This is a genomic window from Ruegeria sp. AK4, from assembly GCF_056541025.1.
Genome location: NZ_JBQFXS010000001.1, coordinates 831,342 through 848,755, shown reverse-complemented (window position 1 = coordinate 848,755; position 17,414 = coordinate 831,342). Strand labels below are relative to the sequence as shown.

The 17,414-nt window shown below is 61.0% G+C and carries 16 protein-coding genes; 6 read left to right on the top strand and 10 right to left on the bottom strand.

Going from position 1 to position 17,414, the window contains the following annotated elements; all coding sequences use genetic code 11:
- The first annotated feature begins 61 nt into the window (after window positions 1–61).
- The gene (locus ACR0EZ_RS03960) at window positions 62–493 is read left to right on the top strand and encodes a universal stress protein (RefSeq protein ID WP_480611101.1); all 432 of its coding nucleotides are present in this window, start codon (window positions 62–64) and stop codon (window positions 491–493) included.
- Between the two features lie 13 nt (window positions 494–506).
- Here ACR0EZ_RS03960 and ACR0EZ_RS03955 read toward each other — a convergent pair whose 3' ends face one another.
- The 3 genes from ACR0EZ_RS03955 to ACR0EZ_RS03945 are packed head-to-tail and all read right to left on the bottom strand — an operon-like array spanning window position 507 to window position 4,595.
- Entirely contained in the window at window positions 507–1,547 is a 1,041-nt protein-coding gene (locus ACR0EZ_RS03955; RefSeq protein WP_480611100.1) for a lipocalin-like domain-containing protein, read from the bottom strand.
- The gene (locus ACR0EZ_RS03950) at window positions 1,537–3,951 is read right to left on the bottom strand and encodes an FtsX-like permease family protein (RefSeq protein WP_480611097.1); all 2,415 of its coding nucleotides are present in this window, start codon (window positions 3,949–3,951) and stop codon (window positions 1,537–1,539) included. The genes ACR0EZ_RS03955 and ACR0EZ_RS03950 overlap by 11 nt, the downstream gene beginning before the upstream one ends.
- Window positions 3,948–4,595: an ABC transporter ATP-binding protein gene (locus ACR0EZ_RS03945; protein WP_480611165.1), complete on the bottom strand. Its 648-nt coding sequence runs from the start codon at window positions 4,593–4,595 to the stop codon at window positions 3,948–3,950. The genes ACR0EZ_RS03950 and ACR0EZ_RS03945 overlap by 4 nt, the downstream gene beginning before the upstream one ends.
- A 175-nt stretch (window positions 4,596–4,770) precedes the next feature.
- Here ACR0EZ_RS03945 and ACR0EZ_RS03940 point away from each other — a divergent pair, with 175 nt between their 5' ends.
- Window positions 4,771–5,205 carry an ion channel gene (locus tag ACR0EZ_RS03940; RefSeq protein WP_480611095.1) on the top strand — a complete coding sequence of 145 codons (435 nt, stop codon included), beginning with the start codon at window positions 4,771–4,773 and terminating at the stop codon, window positions 5,203–5,205.
- Here the strand turns inward: ACR0EZ_RS03940 and cls are convergent.
- The 3 genes from cls to ACR0EZ_RS03925 all read right to left on the bottom strand — a co-directional run bounded on the left by cls (window position 5,202) and on the right by ACR0EZ_RS03925 (window position 9,298).
- Entirely contained in the window at window positions 5,202–6,614 is a 1,413-nt protein-coding gene (gene cls / locus ACR0EZ_RS03935) for a cardiolipin synthase (protein ID WP_480611092.1), read from the bottom strand. The genes ACR0EZ_RS03940 and cls overlap by 4 nt on opposite strands.
- A 23-nt stretch (window positions 6,615–6,637) precedes the next feature.
- Window positions 6,638–7,612, bottom strand: a complete 975-nt coding sequence (locus ACR0EZ_RS03930; protein WP_480611090.1) for an HAD family hydrolase — start codon at window positions 7,610–7,612, stop codon at window positions 6,638–6,640.
- A gap of 75 nt (window positions 7,613–7,687) precedes the next feature.
- Window positions 7,688–9,298: an arylsulfatase gene (locus ACR0EZ_RS03925; RefSeq protein WP_480611087.1), complete on the bottom strand. Its 1,611-nt coding sequence runs from the start codon at window positions 9,296–9,298 to the stop codon at window positions 7,688–7,690.
- A gap of 192 nt (window positions 9,299–9,490) precedes the next feature.
- On the opposite strand from ACR0EZ_RS03925, the gene ACR0EZ_RS03920 reads away from it, so the two are divergent.
- The gene (locus tag ACR0EZ_RS03920; RefSeq protein WP_480611084.1) at window positions 9,491–10,171 is read left to right on the top strand and encodes a Crp/Fnr family transcriptional regulator; all 681 of its coding nucleotides are present in this window, start codon (window positions 9,491–9,493) and stop codon (window positions 10,169–10,171) included.
- A 15-nt stretch (window positions 10,172–10,186) separates the two neighbouring features.
- On the opposite strand, the gene ACR0EZ_RS03915 is transcribed toward ACR0EZ_RS03920, so the two are convergent.
- Both ACR0EZ_RS03915 and ACR0EZ_RS03910 read right to left on the bottom strand, forming a co-directional pair.
- On the bottom strand, window positions 10,187–11,293 hold the full coding sequence (locus ACR0EZ_RS03915) for an acetoin utilization protein AcuC (RefSeq protein ID WP_480611081.1): 1,107 nt from the start codon (window positions 11,291–11,293) through the stop codon (window positions 10,187–10,189).
- 3 nt (window positions 11,294–11,296) lie between these two features.
- Window positions 11,297–12,382: an AI-2E family transporter gene (locus tag ACR0EZ_RS03910; protein WP_480611079.1), complete on the bottom strand. Its 1,086-nt coding sequence runs from the start codon at window positions 12,380–12,382 to the stop codon at window positions 11,297–11,299.
- A gap of 162 nt (window positions 12,383–12,544) precedes the next feature.
- Between ACR0EZ_RS03910 and ACR0EZ_RS03905 the strand changes: the two genes are divergently transcribed.
- From ACR0EZ_RS03905 to ACR0EZ_RS03895, 3 genes are all read left to right on the top strand, one after another.
- Window positions 12,545–13,411, top strand: a complete 867-nt coding sequence (locus ACR0EZ_RS03905; RefSeq protein WP_480611076.1) for a YihY/virulence factor BrkB family protein — start codon at window positions 12,545–12,547, stop codon at window positions 13,409–13,411.
- Window positions 13,408–15,306 carry a multiheme c-type cytochrome gene (locus tag ACR0EZ_RS03900; protein ID WP_480611074.1) on the top strand — a complete coding sequence of 633 codons (1,899 nt, stop codon included), beginning with the start codon at window positions 13,408–13,410 and terminating at the stop codon, window positions 15,304–15,306. Before ACR0EZ_RS03905 ends, ACR0EZ_RS03900 begins: the two co-directional genes overlap by 4 nt.
- A gap of 85 nt (window positions 15,307–15,391) precedes the next feature.
- On the top strand, window positions 15,392–15,577 hold the full coding sequence (locus tag ACR0EZ_RS03895; RefSeq protein WP_480611072.1) for a hypothetical protein: 186 nt from the start codon (window positions 15,392–15,394) through the stop codon (window positions 15,575–15,577).
- Here ACR0EZ_RS03895 and ACR0EZ_RS03890 read toward each other — a convergent pair.
- The gene (locus ACR0EZ_RS03890) at window positions 15,574–16,290 is read right to left on the bottom strand and encodes an RlmE family RNA methyltransferase (protein ID WP_480611069.1); all 717 of its coding nucleotides are present in this window, start codon (window positions 16,288–16,290) and stop codon (window positions 15,574–15,576) included. The genes ACR0EZ_RS03895 and ACR0EZ_RS03890 overlap by 4 nt on opposite strands.
- Entirely contained in the window at window positions 16,290–17,402 is a 1,113-nt protein-coding gene (locus tag ACR0EZ_RS03885; RefSeq protein WP_480611066.1) for a Ppx/GppA phosphatase family protein, read from the bottom strand. The genes ACR0EZ_RS03890 and ACR0EZ_RS03885 overlap by 1 nt, the downstream gene beginning before the upstream one ends.
- Between the last annotated feature and the right edge of the window lie 12 nt (window positions 17,403–17,414).

Sequence of the window (17,414 nt, the reverse complement as noted above, 5' to 3'; positions counted from 1 at the left end):
CCCTCATCGCCTTCCTGCAGCGCGGCCGCGCCGCACGCACCACTGACCAAGAGGTAACACCATGACAAAATCCATCCTCTGCGCCGTGGATATCAGCAATGACGATCTGGATGCGAACGTATTGCAGCGCGCGGCCCAACTGGCCGATCTGGACAGTGCGCAGTTGGATGTCGTGACCGTGCTGCCGGACTTCGGGGAAAGCTGGGTCTCGGGCTTTTTCGATGCCAGCTTTCATGAAAACGCGGTTGAGACCGCGCATGAGAAGCTGATCGCCGCCTGCGCATCGACACTGGGCGAGGCGCGCAACGCCTCGGTCCGCCACGTGGTTGCCACCGGCAGCGCGTATCAGGAGATCTTGCATACGGCCAAAGAGGCCGGATCAGACCTGATCGTCATCGGCGCGCATAAACCCGACCTCAAGGATTACCTGCTGGGTCCGAACGCAGCCCGGGTGGTGCGGCATTCGGATGTGTCTGTCTACGTGGTCCGGTAAGGGGCGGGCCCGGTCAGTACCCAGTCATCTCCAGATAGCCGCGCCCGTGATGCGACCCGGACACCTTGACCGGGCCTTCCCAGTATTCGAATCGGGTCGCCATCCATGCGTCAGGCACAAGGGCGGAAACTTCGACATCCAGACCGCGATCCGGCAGCGCGACGCGCCACTGCACGGGGACATCCCGCCCGGCGACGTGGGCGGTTTCAAGCGGGGTGAACCGCGCCGAGCCATCGGGCAGGGCTGTGGCATTGCCGTCTGCGTCGATCCATGTGGCAGCCGTAAAATCCCCGCGCGCGCCCCGCAGGCGAAAGGCCATCAGCTTGTCGCCATCGTCGAAACTCAGCGAAAACCAGTCCCAGCCGCTTTGGTCCCCGGCCAGAGGTTGCGAGGACCATTCGCGGTCAAGCCAGCCATTGCCGGTGACAGCGACGTCGCCCTGAGGCAGGTGCAGGACACCTTCGACGGCGTAGGACGGTTGCGAATAGTAGTAGCTGGCCTGACCATCGGCGGATTTCACCGAAAAACCCGAATCTCCATGAAAGACCAGCGGGCCTTGGGCCTTCAGGGACAGGTCGTATCCAAAATCATGCCCGTTCGCGGTCAGGGTCAAGGTGTCGAAATCCGGGCCTGCCATGCGCCATTCGTCGATCCAGGCCTCGAACGGGGTTGCTGTCACACCGGCCTGACCGATACCGCCGCGCGACAAGCGTTCGGCGAAATAGTGGACCTTTGGCGTTGTCAGCGCCGCGTGCCCCATCCAGAGTTGCGGGCTTTGCCAGCCGTGCGTGTCCTCGGGCTTCAAAGCCGATCGAAACAGCGTCCACTGGATGCCATAGTCGCGCCCGTCTTCGCCTTGCAGGTTTGCGGTCAGATACCACCACTCGATCCGATAGGTTGGGTGCGGCCCGTGATCTGCGGGGAAATCGAACTGATAACCGCGCTGCGGGATGGCGAAGCCTTCGGCGGAGCCTCCGAGGTTGGCGTAGCCTTGCGCCCAGCCTGCGACCGGGAGCAGAAGCAACAGCGCTGTCAGGAGGGGCTTAACGTTCATTGGCAAACACCCTTAGCAAATCGGCAGGGGGCAGGTGCAGCAATCGCAGCGCGGGCAGGGCGGCGGCGATCAACGCGGCGAGAAGGGTCAGAAGAAACAGGTAGAGCCAGTCCCACGGAAACACATACATTGGCAAGCGCCAGCCAAAGGCCTGCACGTTGATGACCGCCAGCAGCACCCACGCAAGCACTAAGCCCAAGGGCAGGGCCAGACAGGCCGTTAACGCGGCCAGCAACACACTGCGCAACAGTTCGAGTCGCGCCAGTTGTGCCCGATTTAGACCCAGCGCCCAGACCGGCGCAATCTGCGGCAGGCGCTGTGTCCACAAGGTCAGCAGGCTGGTGAGGATGGCAAAGCCCGCCACCCCAAGCGTCAGAACGTTCAGGGCCGAGGTGACGACAAAGGTTTTCTCGAATATCGCCAGCGATTGCGCTTTCATCGCCGCTTGCTGGATGACGGCCTGACGGGGCAGGGCGAAACGATCCCTCAGGGTTTGCGCCATCCCGGTTGCGTTCGCCGGATCCATCCGAATGCCAAAACGCCGGGCCTCGGTTCCGGGGGCGATCCGGTCCAGCTGCCGCATCGAGACGATGGCCTGCCCGGTGGGGTTTCCATAGTCGGAATAGACGCCTGTGATCGGAAGAGTATGACCATCGCCTAGGGTCAGGGTATCGCCGGGCCACAGATCGGCGCGGCGGGCAAGCTGTTCGTTGATCAGAACGGCCCTGTCGGTCATGACCTGATCCCAGACACCCGGTGACGACGCGATCAGGGGCCAGTATTGGCGGTAAATCGGGTCATCAACGACTCCGTACAGAAACAGCGGGCCTGTTTCGTGGGCCAGTTCCACGTTCCGGATCGGCAGGATTGCGTCGACCTGTGGGCGCAACCACTCGGACATCTCGCGGCTTTGTTGCGCGTCTTCTGCGGTTACATAGAGTTCTGCGGTCAGGCGCTGGTCCAGCCAGCCGACGAAGGTGAGGCGAAAGCTGGACACCATCGTTCCGACGCCGATATTGGCCGCAAGCGCCAGCAGCAGCGCCATGAGGGCCAGTGAAAGCCCCGGCAATTGCGCCCGCATATCGGCCCAGACCCATTGTGAAACCGGCCCCTTTGCGGCGCGCGCGCATAAGGACAGGGCGAAGGACAGGAAGACGGGCAAAAGCAGCGCTGCGCCGGTCAGAAGTCCGGCCAACAGGGCGAAACCGGCAAGCAACCCTCCGACACTGACATATGCGATGGCCCCGCCGATGATCAAAGCAAGGCCCGCGATCCCGGTCAGGCGCCGAGCGGCGGCTTTGCCTTGCCAGGCCTGCAGGCCCGGTCCGGCCAAAAGCGGCATGCGGGACAACCGCCAAAGGGCGTGCCCGCTGGCCAGCAGAGTGCCCGCAACGGCCATAAGGATACCGGCGGCGGCCCATGCCGGTTGCAGCGACAACTCCCCACTGACGGGCGCGCCGTAGAGACCGCGCAGGGTTGCGGCCACATCGGGCAGCAGGGCTCCGGCCAGGAAAAAGCCCAAAACCAGACCCAGTATCCCGCCGATCAGCGCCAGCAGGGTCAGTTCGGCCAGGATCAGCCAGACCAGCCGCCGCATCGACACACCCAGCGCACGCAGCGTTCGGATCATGCCGCGCCGCTGGGCAAAGGCCAGACCAACCGTGCCGTTCACGATGAACAACCCGACGGCAAAGGACAGCAGGCCAAAGGCCGTCAGGTTCAAATGAAAACTGTCGGTCAATTGCGCCGTATCTACCTGAGCGGTTGGGTTGATCCGCTCCAGCTCGGGCGCGATCTCGGACAGAGGGGGTAGGGTGCGGGGCTGGTCCGGCAGGACCACCAGCCGAGATATTTCGCCCGGTCGGTTCAACAGCACTTCGGCAACGCCGATGTCGGTCAGGATGATGTCGGACGGCAAAGCCGAGGTGGTCAGGATCGGCGGCAGATCGTCCTGATCGCGCAGCACTGGCGCAAGGTCGGGCGACACCAAAAGGCGCCCCGGGGCGGTCAGGATGTCGGCGGGGCCGGGCGGGTTTGCGCTCTGCTCCGTTTCGGTGACCGCGGGCAGGGCGGGAAAGGTCACAAGGTCCACGCCCATCAGGCGCAGGTTGCGCCGGCCTGCCCGATACCGGCCTTCGAGCACTGCGGCGACCTGCCAACCGGCGCGGCGCAGGTCGATATATCGCGACAGGGGGATCGGGCCCGAGGGGTCGCGCAACTCGTCAAACTGGCCGAACGCAAGCTGGGCGTTTGCCCTTGCATAGCTGGCGCGGGCCTCGGCATTGATGGCCTGAACCGCCGACCAAAGCCCGGTGGCCAGCGCGATACCGATCAGCAGGGTCGCCAGTTGCAGGCGATGGGCCGCCCAATGAGACAGCAGCGCCTGTATGACCGCAGCGGTCATTGAACATGCCCGCCTGACAGATGCACCCTTCGGTCAAGCCGCGCCGCGATGTCCTGCGAGTGCGTCACCAGCAGCAGCGCGGCCCCGGTATCGGCCACAAGCGACAGCATCAAGTCCAGAACATTGGCGCTGGCCGTTTCGTCCAGATTGCCGGTGGGTTCGTCCGCCAGCAGCAATTTCGGGCGCGAGGCCATGGCCCGGCCTATCGCGACGCGCTGCTGCTGCCCGCCCGAAAGGGTTTCGGGGTAGCGATCCAGAAAATCCGTCAGACCCAGCCTGTCCGCCAGATGCGCCGCCCATTCGGCATCAGGGCAACCGGCCAAACGCGCGTGAAACGAGAGGTTCTGCGCGACCGTCAGCGACGGGATCAGGTTGAACTGCTGGAACACCAGCGAGACGCTTCGCCGCCGCAACGCCGCGCGGCCCGCATCGTCGAGCGCGGACAGGGGCGTTCCATCCAGCGTGATCTCGCCGCCGTCAAAACCGTCCAGCGCGGCGGTCAGGTTCAGCAGCGTGCTCTTGCCGCTGCCGCTTTCCCCGGTCAGGGCAAGCGTCTGGCCCTGATCCAGCGTCAGCGAAACGTCGCGCAGAACGGGCCGCCCGCCGGGATAGGATTTCTGAACTCGGTCGATATTCAACAGCATGGTCTGCCCCGTCTTGCCCTGCAAGATGTGCAACAAGTTGGCAGAGTGTCCAGTGCAGACCTGCACCCGGTGCCATTCGCCGCAGATGGGTTCCGTGCGGATCGGGCTTGTGCGCAAACGCCCAAGCGGTCATTCTGCCCTGAGCATCCCGTAACGTAATTCAGGACGTAAAAACATGACATTGCCAAATCAGATATTCCTCGGCAGTGTCTTTCTGGGTCTGTGCTTCATCGTTGAAATTCTGCTGCTGACCTGGTGCACCGTTGTCATCATGAAGATGGAGGCCAAAAAGGCCGAGCGCGGTATCTTCGTGGGCACCGCCGGGCCAATTGCCATTGCGCTGGCTTTTATCGTGTTGACGCACACGATTCAGGTCTGGATATGGGCGATTGTCTGGATGCTGCTCGAGGTTCTGCCGGACTGGAATACCGCAATTTACTTCTCGCTGGTGACATTCACGACCCTTGGATATGGCGATATCGTTCTGGGTGACGCGTTGCGCATCTTCGGGTCTTTCGCGGCGGTCGCGGGGCTTTTGGCCTTTGGCCTTTCGACCGCCTATATGGTGGCCCTGATGACCAGAGTGTTTCAGGAAAACTTCTTTTCCTAGAGAATGGGCGCGAACAGACGGGCCAGTGGGGCTCCGAACCGGATGTGCCTTGGTTGCTGGTCCAGCGAGCGTGTCAGTTCATAGCTGGCTTCGAAATCCGTCAACAGCATGTTTTCCGTGGCCCGAGCGGCGCGGGAGTCAAAGAACAGGGCCATCGCCTCGAAGTTCAGGCGGAACGAGCGGTTGTCGAGATTGGTGGTCCCGACCGCAGCCAAAGTGTCGTCTATGACGAACGCCTTTTGGTGCATGAAGCCATCGGTATAACGAAACACCCGCGCGCCGCAGTCGCGGATTTCGTCGAAATAGGCAAAGGCCGCCAGCCAGGGCAGGCGGTGGTCGATTACTTCGGGCACGAGGATACGAACATCGACACCGCGCATGGCGGCGTGCTGCAAGGCGGTCATGATGTCGATGTCGGGAACGAAATAGGGGGAGGCGATCCAAACCCGCTCTTTCGCTTCGGCAATGGCGGAAAAGAACATCATGGCACCGGTTTCAGTTTCATCCCCCGGACCCGTTGCAACCAGCAGGGCGTTCATGTCCTGCTCAGATTCGCTGCCGGCCCAGTCCAGATGGTCGATCAGGTCTTCGTCATGGGCCCAGTGCCAATCCTCGGTGAAGATCAGCTGCAGTTGGCGAACGATATGGCCGGTCATTTTCAGATGCGTGTCGCGCCAGCGGCCAAAATGCGGGTTCTGCCCAAGGTATTCGACCCCGATATTGTGGCCGCCGATAAACCCGGTTTCCCCGTCGATGATCACAGTCTTCCGATGGTTCCGGTAGTTGAGTTGAAACCGGAAGTTCGGCCCACGTTGATCCCGGGGGTTTGCAACGTCAATCCCGGCGTTTTGCATGGTTTCCAGATATTCGTTCGGCAGGCCATAGCTGCCCACCGCATCGGTCATGAACCTGACATGCACGCCACGCTTCGCCGCCTCGATCAGCTTGTTCTGCATCTTTTGGCCCAGCGCATCGTCGCGCACGATGTAGAACTGGATCAGGATGTAGTTCTGCGCCGAGTCAATCGCTTCGAAAATGGCGTCGAACGTGGCTTGCCCGTCGATCAGCAACTCGGCCCCGTTCCCGCGCGAGACGGGCAGATGCGCCAAAAGCTCGAAAGGGCGGGGATTGATCGACATGGTTGACGGGTCGGGCTTGGAATAGTCGGCGAAGGTTTTGATCCCTTCGACAACCTGCTCGCTTTCCTGCCGGGCGATCCGATAGCCGCGAAACCGGTGGTGGCCCAGAAACAGGTAAAGCGGCACCGCAACAAACGGGGCAGAGATCAGAAAGACCACCCAACCTACCGCGCCCTGTGGCGTCCGCGCGGTTTGCGCCGCGCGGATCGAAAACACCACCGCCGTGACGTAGAGGGCGAAAACGAAGGTGGAAACCAATAATGTCCACATGAGGTTAGGCGACTCCGACGGGTTCAGTTCCCGCCAGTGTAGATACGAGACCAGTCCTGCGCCATATCCACAATGACCCAGCCCATATCAGGCCCCTTATCCAGCCCATCGACGAGCTTCCCAATGGGACTTTCGCGGTCATAGGCCCATTCACGCCCGGCATCCGTGTGGTGGATCAGCACGCCCAGACGCGGGCCGTCCCCGGCTGTTGTCCACTCCATCATGGCAAAATCGCCGTCCGAGTTGCCCCCGGCCAGAATCGGGCGTTTGCCGATGGTGCGTTCAATGTTGATCGGTTTGCCTTCCTTGTCGTCGATGAAGGCGATGCCGGGCGCCTTGACCACCGTGGGAACGCCGTTGACCTGTTCGTAGGTCGTTGTGCCGTACGTGCCGAGGATTTGCTCGGGCGGGATGCCGTAAGCCTCTTCCGCAAAGACCCGCATGAAATGCAGGCCACCGCCGGACACGATATAGGTCTTGAACCCCTCATCGCGCAGATAGCGCAGCAGTTCGACCATCGGCTGATACGTCATCTGATGGTAGGGCAGGTCGGTATCCGGGTGGCGCGCTGTGTCCAGCCAGTCGGCAACCGACGCCTGAAAGTCGTCCACGCTGATGTTTGAATGCGAGGCATTCACCACCTCGATCAGCGCGACATGGCCGCCCTGTAGAACCGTGGCGACATCACCTTGCGCTGCCGCCTTCAAAGCGGGGGTCGCCAGGATAGACGGGTCCTGTTCCGCCAGTTCCGCCAGCCGGTCCATGGCGAAAATGAACTGGAAATACACCGGCTGCTCGGCCCAAAGTGTGCCGTCATTGTCAAAAACGGCGATCCGGTCGGCAGGGGTGACGTAGTCGGCGTTGTCCGGGTCCGTCACTGCATCGACAAATGCAACGATCTGCTCTTTTGATCCCGAGGCCGTCCAGCTTGGCAGCGGGTCTGCCAGCAAAGTCAGGGGCGCGGCTGACACGAAGGCGGAAAGCATCAGGTGTTTCATGGGAATTCCCTTTGTTCTCAATCTGAAAAGGGCCGCCGTTCAACTGGTGGCCCTTTGATTGCTCGTGAACCGCACTCAGTTATTTGTCGGCGTGTTCAGCTTTTCCATCACCTGTTCCAGATTAAAGCTGGCAGCCTTCTGGCGCGGAGGGAATTCCTGGAAAGTTGACAGGAACGTCCCGACATATTGCTGTGCGGGCACCAGGAAATAAGCCCGATCCAGCAGCCAGTCGTAATAGGTGTTCGAGGTCCTATAGGCCCGCTCGTACGGGTCCCGGCGCAGGTTGACGATCAGCGGAATCCGCAACTCGGTCCACGGTTCGATCCATGCGCGCAGGGTAGCCCAGGCCTTTTGCTCGAGGAAGATCAGCTTCCAATCGTCAAAGCGCAGCGCCGTCAGGTCGCCATCGTCCGAGAAATAGAAAATCTCACGACGCGGGCTTTTCGTGGTTTCTCCGGTCAGCAGCGGCAGAATGTTGTAGCCATCAAGATGAACCTTGTAGTCGCGGCCCATACCTTCGGAACTATAGCCGGCCTTCAGCTTGTCTTTAATGTCCGGATCGCCTGCCACGGCCAGAAAGGTTGGCAGCCAGTCCATATGATGCACGATTTCGTTGGTGACCGAGCCTGCCTCGATCCGACCGGGCCAGCGCACCATCGACGGAACGCGCCAACCGCCTTCCCAATTGGTGTTCTTTTCGCCCCAGAACGGAGTCGCCGCTGCATCCGGCCATGTGTTCATATGCGGGCCGTTGTCGGTGGAATAATGCACGATTGTATTGTCGGCGATGCCCAACTCATCGAGCAGGTCCAGCAGCTGGCCTACATGCATGTCATGTTCGATCATGCCTGCGGTGTATTCATCCGCAACACGGCCTGCGATCTCATTGGCCTGTGCGCGCATCTCATCCTTCACATGCGTGCGGAAATGCATGCGCGTTCCGTTCCACCAGACATAGAAGGGCTGTCCTTGCTCATGCGCGCTCTTGATGAAATCGATGGCCGCGGCGACGGTTTCGTCGTCAACGGTTTCCATGCGTTTCTTGGTCAGCGGGCCGGTGTCTTCGATTTCGCCACCGGCGCTGGATTTGATCACACCGCGCGGGCCATAAGCCTCGCGGAAGGTGCGCCCGTCGGGCAGAACGGCATCGCCCGGATAGTCTTCGTTTTCCGGTTCCTCTTCTGCATTCAGGTGGTAGAGGTTGCCGAAAAATTCGTCAAATCCGTGGTTTGTCGGCAGATGTTCATCCTTATCACCAAGGTGATTTTTGCCGAACTGACCGGTGACATAGCCGTGGTCCTTCAACAGCGCCGGGATGGTCGGGTCCTCGACCTGCATACCCAGATCGGCCCCGGGCAGGCCAACTTTGGACAGGCCGGTTCTGAACACAGATTGCCCCATGATATAAGACGACCGACCGGCGGTGCAGGATTGCTCACCGTAGTAGTCAGTGAAAATCATGCCCTCTTTCGCGACGCGGTCGATATTCGGGGTCTGATACCCCATCAGCCCCATCGTATAGGCCGAGATGTTGGATTGCCCGATATCGTCGCCCCAGATCACCAGAATGTTCGGCTTCTGATCCTGAGCCCAGGCTGGCAGGGCCAGCACGACAGCGGCGGATGCCACGGCGAACCGGCGTAAGGTGCTGCGCCAGCGGTCTGCAATCGAACGGGGTGGTGACATGGTTTTCTCCTGATCTGAGAACGGGGGTCGGAGGACCCGAAGACTTAAAGAAAATGGCGACCGCTGGATAAGCCCTACAAACGGCCGGAAAGTGATTCAGCCCCGGATGTGCATTTCCGGGGCTGGAATACATTCACCTTAGGCTATGTTAGGCATAGAAAACCTATCAAATGATGATATTGGAAACTTCTAATGCTAGATAAATCTAATAATTTGAAGCTCTTGCAGGCGGGTGGCTGGTTTGGCGAGCGGTCCGGGGCGTTTCAGCAAGACCTGTTAGAATGCGGAATTTCCAAGAGTTTTGCGGCACGTGAAGCGATTTATCATTACGGGGATACTGCAGACGGCATTTATGCGGTTCTGCGTGGCGGTGTGCAGATCAAGGCTCCGGCGGATGATGGTCAGGAATTTGTCCTGCACCGCGAAGGCGCCGGGTTCTGGATCGGGGATCTGGCCCTGTTCGCAGGAGCGCTCAGACTGATCAGCGTTGCGGCCACGCAGGATACGCTGACGCTGTTCTTCCCCAACTCACGCATCAACAAGATGGTCCGCCGAAACCCTGATTATATCCGGGACTTTTATGCGCTGACACACGAAAATATGGAAACCGCGCTGCGTATTCTGGCGAATCTGGCCGTGACCGGGACAGAGAAAAGGCTTGTATTGCGCCTGCTTCATCTGGACGAATGCAGGCCGAAATCGGAAGGGTGGATCATAATCCCGCAAGAGGAACTGGCCCAGATGATTGCCGTCTCGCAACCCACGTTGCATCGCAGCCTGCACCGGCTTACGGACATGGACCTGATCGAGCTTGGCTATGGCCGCATCCGACTTAAAGACAGACGTGCCCTGATCGCAAGCTGTCAGACCTGAGCGCCGGGATTTGCATTACAAACGGCTTACAAGCGTTTGTAAATTGGCCCGGATTTGAGGGCGGATTTCCTCGTTATTCGGACCATCCCGCAGGGTTTCATACCAATGCCGGGGTGGCTGTTTTCCGGCGGCGCGGTTCCACGTCAGATCGCGCAGAACGGATTGTGCGGCAGGGTTCAGGGCATCGGGAATCTCGATCTTGTTGAGGGTCGCCCAGACGCCGCTCCACAGCCTTGCCACAGACCAGGGATTGTACCCTCCGCCGCCCAGCACAAGAAAGCGCGGGGCCATATCGCGCAGGCTGGCAACGGTCGCCCAATGTGCGTTGTTCGAAAGTGTTAGGCGGGACAGAGGGTCCTCGGCCACCGCGTCCGCGCCGCATTGCAGGACGATGGCCTGAGGGTTGAACCCTTCGGTTGCGGGCAGGATCAACTGGTCGAGGATGGCGCGGAACTCATCGTCATTCAGGTTGCGTTCGACCGGCAGATTGAACGCCGCGCCGTCAGCGTCATCCGCAAGCGTACCGGAAAAGGGCCATCTGCGCGCCTCGTGGACCGAGATCATGCGAACCTGAGTCGAGCCGCGAAACGCGGCCTCGACGCCATCGCAGTGATGGGCATCGATGTCTACATAGACGATGCGGTCAAGTCCTGCATTCAACAGTGTCCGGATCGCCAGAACCGGGTCGTTGAGATAGCAAAACCCGCTGGCCCGATCCGCCAGTCCATGATGCGTGCCGCCCGCCGGGTTGTAGACGATGCCGCCGTTCCTGATCAGCTCGGCTGCCAGCATGGACCCTCCGGCAGCGGTGGCGGGGCGGCGGTACATCTCGGCGAATACAGGGTTGGAGAGGGTGCCCAGCCCGTACCTCTGCCGCGTTTGTTCCGAGACGGCCTGATCCTTCTCGGCCCGTTGCAGTGCCGCGATGTAGTCGGGCGTGTGAAAGGTCGTCAGCGCGTCGGGCTTTGCACAGGGGCTGACGCGATAGTTCGAAGCGGTCAACCAGCCTTGTGCGCGGCACAGGTCCATGACGGTCGAAACCCGGGGAATGGCAAGGGGATGTTTCGATCCGTAGGTCGAATGACGATAGATTTCCGATCCGATGAACAGCGGTTCCTGCATCGGTCAGTCTGCGGATTGCGTTTGGCCATCGTCAGTCAGCCTGCCGTCCAGAGACATCAGGATCGCAATCGGGCGCAGCGCCGGGATGTGGCTGAACACGATCAGGATGCAGACGGTCAAAGGCACGCTCAGGAACGCGCCGATCATGCCCCAGATCGTGGTCCAGAACATCAGCGCCAGGATCACCAGAAAGGTGGACATGTTCAGCGACCGGCCCAGCATCGCCGGGTCCACGAAATTGCCGATCATGAACTGGATCGTGCCGCAGCCCAGCACGATGATCAAAAACGGCCCCACGCTTTCGAACTGCACCAGCGCGATCATTGCCGGGAAAATCACGGCGATGATCGACCCGATCGAGGGGATGAAGTTCAGCGCAAAGGTCAGAACGCCCCAAGTCTCGGCATATTCCAGCCCCAGCGCGCGGAACACGGCATAGCTGATCCCGGCGGTCACAAGGCTGATAAAGGTCTTTACGCCGACATAACGCTGCAGGCTGAACGAAATCGCGTCCAGCATCGAAGCGAACTCGGCCCCTGTTTGCGGGCTGCCTGCGGCCAGTTGGATCTTTTTGCGAAAGGCCAGACGCTCGGCCATCAGGAAGGCGACGTAGAGGCTGATCAGAAAGAAATGGTTCAGAAGGGATGTCGCGCTGCCCAGCAGAATCCGGGCCACGTAAGACATGTCGATGCTGACCAGATTGTCCCGGATGAACTTGGTAACGTCGTTGCCGATCAGCCCGGCCACACGGTCAACGGCCCCGTCGAACTGGTTCTCATAGGTATTGATGCCCCGCGCGAACTGCGTGGCCTGACTGCCCAGAATGTACATGATCATGAACAGACCGGCCAGAACCACGGTGACGCCCGCGATATTGGCCAGCCAGACCGGGGCCCGTGTCAGGGCGATCACCCGGTCGCTGAGCGCGATGATCAGCACGTTGATCAACAGCGCCATGGTCAGCGGTATCAGAAAGGCGGACCCGGCATAAAGCCCCAGCACAACCAGCGTGGCGACAATGCAGGTATCGCGCACAACCGGCAGTTTGAGCCTTGGCTGATCCGCTATGTCGTGTTGATCGGACGTCATCCCAAGCCCTGTGTTGCCGCCAGTGCGCTGCCCCCGTGATGGGTCAGCCTGCACCGATCCTGCACAGGCCGGTGGGTTTATGCAATGCGGTCAGGTATTTGTGGGCGGGTTTTTCATCCAAAACGGGTTATGTGTTTCCGGCGGGCGCGGTAGGCTTTGGTTATGACCTTACCCGCGAATCCCCCGATAGGCCGTTTTGTCAAAGCGTTCTGGCTGGCCTTTCGCCGGTTCAACGCCAAAAACGGCTTTGTCATGAGCAGCCATGTGGCCATGTCGATGATGATGGCGCTGTTTCCGTTTGTGCTGTTCACCGTCGCGCTGGCGGGCTCGCTGTCGCAGGGATACGTCACCGACGAACTGATCGAGCTGATCTTTGGCGCATGGCCCAAAGACGTTGCCACCCCCATCGTGTCCGAACTGCGCGCGGTGCTGAGCGAGTCCGGGTCGGGTGTGATCACCCTGGGTGGTTTGCTTGCGGTCTACTTTGCCTCGAACGGCGTCGCCGCGGTGCGTGCCGCAATGAATCAGGCCTATCATGACTACGACAGCTGGCCATTCTGGAAAACGCGCCTGCTGTGCATCGGGCTGGTTCTTCTGGGCGGCGCGGCCATTCTGTTGATCGCCGCGGTCGAGGTTGTTCTGCCGGTCTATACGCAGTTGGTGACCCGGCACACCGATGTCGATGTGTCGGACTGGTTGTCGGTTGACCGCCTGCGCTGGACCTTCACCGTCGCCGTGCCCATCGGGACGATATATCTGGCGCATCTCATACTGCCAACCCGCCGCCACAAGCTGACGCAAATCCTGCCGGGCGTCCTGCTGACCCTCGCCCTGTTGGGGGCCGGAGGGTGGGGGTTTTCGGTCTATATCGCCCAATTCGCAACCTACAGCGCCACCTATGCCGGGCTGGCGGGGGCGATGGCGGCGCTGATTTTCCTGTATCTCTGCGCGGCGATCCTGATCCTCGGGGCCGAGTATAACGGGGCGTTGATGGATCTTCTCAACCAGTCCGAGGCGTATGATTCATGAGAGCACTTGCCCTTGCGATGTGGCTGGTGCCCGCTGCGGCCCTTGCGCAAACGCCGGGTTATGTTGGCTCGAACCAATGCGCAGACTGCCACCAGGATGAGGCCGAAGCCTGGGAAACATCGCACCACGCGCTGGCCTGGACCGAAGTGAACGGTGACTCGGTTCAGGCTGATTTTAACGGCACCGGGTTCGACCATGACGGCATGTCCGTCAATTTCCGAACGCAGGGCGGGAACTATCTGGCTGAGGTCACGGAAAAAGATGGCGTGACAACCGAATACAAGGTGCACTCGGTTGTCGGGGTGGAACCTTTGCAGCAGTACCTGTTCGAAACCGAACCGGGGCGGTTGCAGAGCTTTGATGTGGTCTGGGATACCGAAAAGCGACAATGGTTCCATCTGTACCCCGATCAGGACCTGCCACCCGATGACGGGTTGCACTGGACCGGCCCCTACAAGAACTGGAACGCCCGCTGCGCCGAGTGTCATGCCACGGGGTTCCAGAAGAACTATGATGCCGAAACGCGGACCTATCGCTCTCAGCAGGCCGAGATCGGTGTCGGGTGCGAGGCCTGTCATGGACCCGGCTCGGCGCATATCGACTGGGTTGAGGGGGCGCAGTTGCCCGCGGGCGTGAACGAGTATGGGTTCTCGATTTCTTGGGGCAGGGGCCAGACTGAAACGGAAATCCAGCAATGCGCCGGATGCCATTCGCGGCGCGAGGCGCATGAGGATGGAAACCCGCTGCCCGGAACGCCCTATCACGATGCCTATAACCTGGCCCTGCTGCGGCCCGGTCTGTACCAACCGGACGGGCAGATTTTGGATGAGGTCTATGTTTATGGCTCGTTCCTGCAGTCCAGGATGTATGCCAAGGGCGTCGGCTGCATGGATTGCCACGAGCCGCACAGCGCCACCCTGAAAGCGGATGGCAACGGGGTGTGCACGCAGTGCCATTCGCCAGCGGGCAATCCGGGCTTTTCGTCTTTGAGCCTGAAGGATTACGACACACCTGCGCATCATCATCACCCGGATGGCAGCGACGGCGCGCAGTGCAAAAGCTGCCATATGATCCAGCGGGTCTACATGGGCGTGGACGGGCGGCGCGATCACAGCTTCCGGGTGCCGCGCCCCGATCTTGGGCTGGGCGAAGATGCCTGCACCGATTGCCATCAGGATGAAACGCAGGGCTGGGCCGCCCGGCAGATCGAGGCTTGGTTTCCCCAGCCCAACCATCGGGCTGCGCATTACGGGTCTGTTTTTGCCCCTGCGATGGCGGGACAGTCAGACAGCCCCGAAGGCCTTCTGGCCCTCGCATCCGATCCTGCGCAACCCGGTATCGTACGTGCGACGACGGCGTATCTGTTACAGCCCTTCGGATCGCCCGAACTGGCGGCTGCTACGGCCCCGCTTTTGGACGAAGACGATCCCCTGATCCGCGCAAACGCCGCCCCGTTGCAGCGGCAGGCCAGCGTTTCAGATCAGGTGCAGCGGCTTGAACCCTTGCTATCGGACCCGATGCGCAATGTGCGGATCGCGGCAGCCAAAGAGTTCCTGAACATTCCGCTGCAAGCCCTCACACCGGACCAGCAGGCGCTGGCGGGCCAAAGCATGACGGAATGGCAAGAAGCTATGTCGAACCGACTCGATTTCCCCGAGACGCATCTGGTTCTGGGCGGGATGGCGCTGACCTTCCGCAACGCGCCTGCGGCGGAACAGGCGTTTCGCGAGGTGGTCACGCTCGACCCGCAACGAGCCGAGGCGTGGCCGATGCTGGTGCAACTGGCCGCGATCAATCGCGGCCCGGACGCGGCCCGCGAGGTCGTGCAAGAGGGGTTGGAACGACTGCCTGATGATCCGACACTCCGGCAGCTTTCCACTCAGCTTGGTCCCTGATCCGGCACCACAGCGCCTGTTTTGGGCCATTTTACCGGCAGATTTCACCGGTAGCATTACTGCCGATGCTGCTGAAAGGTGATCCATGTCGGAACAATCGAAGATCCCAAAAGCGCCGGTCTCGCTTGATCAACGCATCGCGGAATTGCGCGCGCGCAAGCCGATTGACCTGAACCACGGCGAGGCTTTGCTGCTGCAGGGGATGGCCACCGCGTCCTTGCGGGAACAGCGACTTGCCGGAGATCAGATCGCGCTGGACGGCCAAGCCTAGCCGCGAAAACCGGTTGCGACGACGAATTTCTCGGAACTGTCCGACCGGGAAGAGGGCGGTTTGACGTTGGCCACCTTCTCGAACTTTTGCTTCAATAGCTTCTGCAGATCGCCCTCGGCCCCTCCGGCAAGAACTTTGGCGACAAAGGTGCCGCCTTCCTCAAGCACATCAAATGCGAAATAGGCCGCCGTTTCGCACAGGGCGATGATGCGCAAATGGTCGGTCTGTTTGTGCCCGGATGAGGCCGCTGCCATGTCGGACATCACCACATCCGCCTTGCCGCCCAGCCAGTCCTTCACCTTGTCGTCGGCGTCGTCTTCCATGAAGTCCAGCACATGCACCTCGGCCCCGGCGACGGGTTCGACCTCTTGCAGGTCGATGCCCAGAACGGTGCCGATTTTCTTGCCCGATTTCTCGCCCAGTGCATTGACCCGTTTCACCGCGACCTGCAGCCAGCCGCCCGGCGCGCAGCCCAAATCCACCACGCGCGCGCCAGGCACGAGGAACCGGAACTTTTCATCCAGTTCCAGAATCTTGAACGCCGCGCGCCCGCGATACCCTTCGGCCTGCGCGCGCTTGACATAAGGGTCGTTCAACTGCCGCTGCAACCAACGGGTCGAACTGAGCTTGCGCCCGCGCGCAGTTTTCACCTTGACCTTCAGGTCGCGCTGCCCGCGGCCCGAGGTGTTTTTGCCGGTCGGTGTCTTCGCCATCAGAACGGTCCGTCTTCCAATACACCGTCCGCGCTCATCTGTGCATAAAGCAAGCCCTCGCGCAGCCCCCGGTCCGCCACGGAAAGGCGATCGGTGGGCCAGCAGCGCAGCAGTGCCTGCAAAATGGCCGAGCCGGACATGATCAGGGCCTGCCGGTCATCCCCAATCCGAGGGTCCCGGCGTCGCCCGTGAGGGCCGAGTTCTAAATACCCGCGTATGACTTTGTCAATCTGATCGCTGGTCATGCGCAAACCGTCCACCTTGGTCCGGTCATAGCGCTTCAATCCCAGATGAGACGCGGCCACCGTCGTCACTGTGCCGCTGGTGCCGACGATCTGGAACCCCTCGCGCGCCTGTTCGTCCTTGTAGGGGGCGAAGTCGGCCAGGTTTTCTTCGAAAAACCAGCTCATCAGGGCAAAGCGGGCGGCGTCGTCTTCAACATCGTGGAACTGATCGCGCAGCGTCGCCACGCCCAGTGGGACGCTGATCCAGTCCACGACCTTGGCCGCCGGAAAGGGGCTGTCGGCGGTGTGAAAGCCGTTGTGCAAGCGCATGATCGCTGCCGGGCGGTCGCGGCGCGGAACGGATGAGATGTCAATCCAGACCAGTTCGGTTGAGCCGCCGCCAATGTCCACGACCAGTAATTGTTCGGTCTTGGTCGACACCAGCGGCGCGCAGGAAATCACCGCCAGACGGGCCTCTTCCTCGGGCTGGATGATTTCCAGCGTCAGGCCGGTTTCGCGCTTGACCTGCCGGATGAAATCGCGCGAGTTTTTGGCCCGCCGACACGCCTCGGTCGCGATCAGTCGCATCCGTTTGACCTTGTTGCGCTTGAGTTTTTGCTGACAGATGCGCAGCGCCTGAACGGTGCGCGACATCGACGCCCGCGACAGCCGTCCGGTCCGTTCCAGTCCGGCCCCCAGTTGGACGGACTTGGAGAAGCTGTCTACCACATGAAACCCGCTGCCCTTGGGCTGGGCTATCAACATGCGGCAGCTATTTGTCCCCAGATCCAGCGCCGCATATAACGCATCTGGATCGGGTCTTGCCGGCGCGGGGCTTTCGACCGCCTTCGGGAACGCGCCCGCACCTTTGGGACGCTTGGGCGCCATTCGTAACGCCCT